The following is a 1,599-nucleotide window of genomic DNA, read 5'->3' as shown; positions in this document are numbered from 1 at the left end:
GGCTGAGGCCCTGGATATGACCGATTTGAATGGCGGCGCGTTCTTCGACGCTGAGTTCGTGATAGGACATGGGGCAGCACCGTACCGGAAAGGTCAGGTGTTGCACTCAGTTTTTGCCGCCGCCCAGGTTATTCCGATAGATTTCATAACCAAGACGAATGTACTCCCCAACCTTGTGACGGCTATCCCGGCTTGCCAGCTCGTAGATCCTGAAAGTAGCGCGCTCCCATTTACCCAGTAGCTCTTGCTCTGTCTTCTTGTCGAACTTCCGCAGGAGGATCGCTGCCGCAACAAATCGAGCGTGCACAATACGCGTCACAGCCCGTAGGCGCGGATCTCGAAACAAGCGCAGGTTCGCTTGCACGACTGCGTCGAGTTCATGACCAACCTCTGCAATTGTTCTCAACTGGGTGCCCGCCTTTGAGGTAAGCAGTGCAGTCGAGTCTGCTTCACTGGGAATCCGATTTGGTCGAGCGTCAGAGGCCCATGCTCCTGCAAATCGGAGTGCTTCGTCTCCAATACGTGTGCTGGTCTCCAGCGACCGGTAGATACCTCGCCAGATATCCTGCATTTCACTAACCGCCTCATCGCGGGTTCCGCCTTCAACGTGCTCAAATATCAACGCCATCAGCTGGCTTTTGAGCTTGTCGATCCATTTAACGTCTAGACCACGGCTGTTAAGAACCTCGAAGACCCGGTATACAGTCGCCTCGTCCGAAATCTCATGGTAGATGATAGTTAGCTTGTTCCTAATGGTCACCAGCAGCTCAAAGATCGTAGATCCTCGCGCTAACCATTTGCTCACAAAGAGCTCGCAATCACGGGCGGCCTCAACCAAGTTCTGATCCGCAGCGGTTTTTGCAAAGCCTTCCTCCACCAACCCTTTGCGGATGTAGTTGGTAAAAACTTGACTCGCATCATGGTTGGTCTGGAGCAGAATCAGAGAGTGGTCGTCACCTTTTACAAGCAACTCTCCTAGTTCACGGCGAACCTTCGCTTGCGCTGCATCATCGTTGTCTAATGCCTTTTCAATCGCCTTCATCAAAATGATCAGCGTCGTTACGCGCTGCTGGCCGTCCACCAGCTCAACAGTCTTAAACTCGTCAACGCCGATTAAGCGGGTCTCCTTCTCTTTGGCTAGGGCAACCAGAGTCGCCATGAAGTGCTCTCGACCAGATCGAAACGCCTCCTCGATGTCGCCAAACAAGTCCTTACGCTGGCGGGATGTCCAGGAGTAGGCGCGTTGATATTCGGGGATTCGGAACAGTCTGCCCTCAAGCAAACCAGCGATCTTGACGTGTAGCGGATTAAGCTTCATGGGCGTTCCCTGCGGTAAGATCGTGAAAGAATAGCTATTGGCCATTGCGCGTGGCTAGCGAATTCCTTGTCCTTCGTTCCGGCAAGGTTTGATGGGGAGGGCATGAGTGTCAGCAGTGACTGTGAGGCTGAGTCAGTGCACCGTTTGCCTCCTTATGTGTTGGCGCTGATTGAAAACTGACCCACCCTGCCGATTGAAAATTGACCCAGGACGGATTGCTGATTTCTGTCCCAGCAATTGTGGATAAGTTTAGCAGCAGTGCTCCGGTTCGAGACGCATCA

The 1,599-nt window shown here is 53.2% G+C and carries 1 protein-coding gene; it reads right to left on the bottom strand.

Features of this window, described 5'->3' with window-relative positions; genetic code table 11:
• Window positions 1–106: 106 nt before the first annotated feature.
• The gene (locus IMW75_RS26690; protein WP_205894302.1) at window positions 107–1,318 is read right to left on the bottom strand and encodes a DUF262 domain-containing protein; all 1,212 of its coding nucleotides are present in this window, start codon (window positions 1,316–1,318) and stop codon (window positions 107–109) included.
• Window positions 1,319–1,599: the final 281 nt, after the last annotated feature.

The sequence above is a fragment of the Pseudomonas gregormendelii genome (assembly GCF_017114825.1).
In the GTDB taxonomy this organism is placed as follows: Bacteria; Pseudomonadota; Gammaproteobacteria; order Pseudomonadales; family Pseudomonadaceae; genus Aquipseudomonas; species Aquipseudomonas gregormendelii.
This window is presented reverse-complemented; position numbering and strand designations above follow the sequence as displayed.

Bases quoted from the DNA above. Each gene is read 5' to 3' on its own strand.
- IMW75_RS26690 (WP_205894302.1), bottom strand. From the start codon at position 1,318: ATGAAGCTTAATCCGCTACACGTCAAGATCGCTGGTTTGCTTGAGGGC.